This is a genomic window from Lysinibacillus telephonicus, from assembly GCF_003966145.1.
GTDB lineage: Bacteria > Bacillota > Bacilli > Bacillales_A > Planococcaceae > Ureibacillus > Ureibacillus telephonicus.
On record NZ_RXNR01000126.1, the window covers coordinates 1 to 3,709 of the forward strand.

Below are 3,709 nucleotides of genomic sequence, written 5' to 3' on the forward strand. Positions count from 1 at the left end.
GCCTCCAGCTTCCTTCAGATTCCGCGTCGCCACGGACACCCTTGCTCTTAGCTAACCTCTACTTCTGTCTTCGGGGTTCGGGACTTGCACCCTATAGTTCATACGCATGCCGGGCGCACGTCGAAAAGGGGACGTCCAAAACTTCTTTCGGACGTCCCCTTCATTATTAACAAAATAGATTAATTATAGACTGATGTATAAAATTACAGGAATGGTAAATTTATAAAAAACTTTTCAATTATATAATTTTCAGCTCTTTCATAACTTTAGCAAGACCATCGTGATCGACATGATCTGCTACAACATCTGCAACTTTTTTTACTGTTTCATGGCCATTACCCATTGCCACACCTGTTCCCACCGCTTGCAGCATTTCAATATCATTCAAACCATCACCAAACGCTATTGAATTCTCAATTGGAATCCCCATTTTATCAAGCAATTTTTTTATACCACGCGCTTTAGATCCATCTTTTGGAAGAATATCACAGGAATATCGATGCCATCGTACAAATTTTGCTTCAGGAAACGCTTCTTTATATAGCTGTTCGTCTTCTTCTTCCATAAATATTAACGTTTGATACACTTCATTATCTTCATAAAATAAAGGGTTAGCCTCTGGATATGGATATTTTAATGTATTTATGCTCTCACGTATAAAATCGTCTCCTTCAATTGATGCAATCATTTTCTTATCATCAATGAATACAACCGGATGATTTCTTTCATTGCCAAATTGAATGATTTCGGAAAGGTAATTTTTGGGGATACTGTCAGTAAAAATTACTTCGCCTTTATACACTACATACTGTCCGTTAAATGTTACATATGTATCGATTTCTAATTCATCTAATACTGTTTGAATCATAAAAGGTGCTCGACCTGTTGCTATAGCAATTTCATAGCCGTTTTGTCGCGCTTGTTTAATTGCATCCTTTGCAGATTGAGGTATTACTTTTTCACGATTATAGAGTGTACCATCCACATCAAAAAATAAAATATCCTTCATTTTAAAATCCTTTCCATGCATATTTATATGTAAATGAAAAATACTTTACATATATACAGAATTTCAGTATAATTAATTTAAGGAGTGATGTGCCATGTTAAAACGACTCAAAAAGAAAATTTTGAAACGATTAAATGGCATCCTCGGTAAAAAATCTATCGCTTAAGCCCTTCAATTTTGAAGGGCTTTTCTTTATTTTAAAGTAGTCGCATGATAATATAAAGGAAATGCATCATTTAATAATTAATTGATTCGTCTTATCTTCATTCTGCACAAGACTCTTGCTCCAAATGATGGTAAAATGATTGAAGGTGTAGTTTCAGCAATTCAACTAATGTTCGCTGAAAGAAGATAAAACCTTTAGGATGATGTCACAGATTTTGAATACAACTATTTGATTAACGTCTGCTTTATTAATACAAGCCAGAAATTCATAATCTGTACGGCATTTCGCCAAGGTATGATCGATAATATTGTGAAGATGAATGATTGCACAATAATGTACGTAATAAAAGGAGAGAAATTATGATTTACAAAGTTTATTATCAAGAAAATGCAAATGAAGTACCAGTTCGCGAAAATACAAAAAGTCTTTATTTAGAAGCATCTTCGGAGAGAGAAGTCCGCGAATACTTAAAAGACCGCAATTATAACATTGAGTATATCCAACTACTTGAGGGCAATTATTTAGAGTATGAACAAAACAGCCCGGACTTCCGTTTGGAGAATGCTTAACATTTATGAAATTTGTAAAAAATGATCAAGCTGCCGTTTTCGCTCTTGGCGGACTGGGCGAAATCGGCAAAAACACATATGCAGTACAATTCCAGGATGAAATTATAGTAATTGATGCTGGAATAAAATTCCCAGAAGACGATTTACTGGGGATTGACTATGTCATTCCTGACTATACGTACTTAGTACGCAACGCTGATAAAATTAAGGGATTATTTATAACACATGGTCACGAAGATCATATCGGTGGCATTCCGTACTTATTACGTCAAGTTAATATCCCTGTTTATGGAGGCAAACTCGCTCTTGGGCTATTACGAAATAAATTAGATGAGCATGGCTTACTCCGTACAACAAAACTTATTGAAATTAAAGAAGATGACATCATTAAATTTAGAAAAACATCTGTTAGTTTCTTCCGTACCACTCACAGTATTCCTGATGCTTTTGGTATTGTTGTAAAAACGCCTCCTGGTAATATCGTTCATACAGGAGACTTCAAATTTGACTTCACACCTGTTGGTGAACCAGCGAATTTGACTAAAATGGCTGAAATTGGGCGTGACGGCGTACTATGCCTATTATCTGATAGTACAAATGCTGAAGTACCAAACTTCACAATGTCAGAACGTAAAGTTGGCGAAAGCATTCATGACATTTTGCGTAAAGTTGAAGGACGTATTATATTTGCAACGTTTGCGTCGAACATTCATCGCTTACAGCAAGTAACCGATGCAGCTGCACAATATGGACGTAAAATTGCCGTTTTTGGTCGTTCAATGGATAATGCAATTTCAATTGGTCGTGAACTTGGTTATATAACAGCACCAAAGGAAACATTTGTCGATGCACAAACTATTAATCGACTGCCTGCAAATGAAGTAATAATTTTATGTACAGGCTCCCAAGGTGAACCAATGGCAGCACTATCCAGAATTGCAAACGGTACACATCGACAAATTCAAATTCAACCTGGTGATACGGTCGTATTTTCATCATCACCAATCCCAGGAAACACTATGAGTGTCAATAAAATTATTAACTTATTGTTCCGCGCAGGTGCAGAAGTCATTCACGGTTCATTAAATAACATCCATACATCCGGCCACGGCTCTCAAGAAGAACAAAAATTGATGCTGCGGTTAATAAAACCGAAATTTTTCATGCCGATTCATGGTGAATACCGGATGTTAAAAATGCATACAAGTTTAGCTGTAGACTGTGATGTACCTCTTGAAAATACTTTTGTCATGGAAAATGGCGATGTATTAGCGCTAAGTTCAAATAAAGCTGCTGTAGCAGGTCGCATTCCATCTGGGGATGTCTATATTGACGGAAGTGGAATTGGAGATATTGGCAATATCGTGCTACGTGATCGACGAATTCTGTCAGAAGAAGGATTAGTTATCGTAGTAGTAAGTGTTGATATGAAAAAGCAAAAAATTGTTGCAGGTCCAGATATTATTTCCCGCGGCTTCGTCTATATGCGTGAATCAGGTACAATGATTAGTGAAGCACAAAAAATGTTAAATAATCATTTAAATGAAATGATTAAAGCGAAATCTACTCAGTGGACAGAGTTGAAAAATGAAATTACAGACGTATTAGGACCATATCTTTTTGAGAAAACTAAACGTCGCCCAATGATTCTACCTATTATTATGGAAGTATAAAAAGGCAAGCACTCAACTACATTGCTATATCACATACAGACATGAAACCTTTTACAAAAAGGTGCTAGCTCTGTTATATGCTACTAAGCGATTAGAGTAGTGGGGCTAGACACTTTTCGAAACATTCCGAAAAATATTAATGTATAAAAAATAAGGGTTGTCCATTTAGTGAATGATATGCTCCCTATTAGGTAGACAGATGAAAAAATAAAAATTCATCTACCTAATAGGGGGCTTTTTTTATGACCTTTTATAAGTATCCAAAAGAATTTATGTTAAAAATTATTCAACT

Annotated in this window: 3 protein-coding genes; 2 read left to right on the forward strand and 1 reads right to left on the reverse strand. The window is 35.7% G+C overall.

Annotation, left to right across the window (positions count from 1 at the left end; all coding sequences use genetic code 11):
* Positions 1-238: 238 nt before the first annotated feature.
* Positions 239-1,009: a Cof-type HAD-IIB family hydrolase gene (locus EKG35_RS20315; RefSeq protein ID WP_126296369.1), complete on the reverse strand. Its 771-nt coding sequence runs from the start codon at positions 1,007-1,009 to the stop codon at positions 239-241.
* Between the two features lie 525 nt (positions 1,010-1,534).
* Between EKG35_RS20315 and EKG35_RS20320 the strand changes: the two genes are divergently transcribed.
* Together EKG35_RS20320 and rnjA are read left to right on the forward strand one after the other, a co-directional pair.
* Complete coding sequence (locus EKG35_RS20320; RefSeq protein WP_126296370.1) at positions 1,535-1,744, forward strand: DNA-dependent RNA polymerase subunit epsilon; 210 nt, start codon at positions 1,535-1,537, stop codon at positions 1,742-1,744.
* Between the two features lie 5 nt (positions 1,745-1,749).
* Complete coding sequence (gene rnjA, locus EKG35_RS20325; RefSeq protein ID WP_126296371.1) at positions 1,750-3,417, forward strand: ribonuclease J1; 1,668 nt, start codon at positions 1,750-1,752, stop codon at positions 3,415-3,417.
* Positions 3,418-3,709: the final 292 nt, after the last annotated feature.

Excerpts from the sequence above, each read along its gene's own strand:
- rnjA (WP_126296371.1), top strand. The coding sequence starts at position 1,750 with ATGAAATTTGTAAAAAATGATCAAGCTGCCGTTTTCGCTCTTGGCGGA.
- EKG35_RS20320 (WP_126296370.1), top strand. The coding sequence starts at position 1,535 with ATGATTTACAAAGTTTATTATCAAGAAAATGCAAATGAAGTACCAGTT.
- EKG35_RS20315 (WP_126296369.1), bottom strand. The coding sequence starts at position 1,009 with ATGAAGGATATTTTATTTTTTGATGTGGATGGTACACTCTATAATCGT.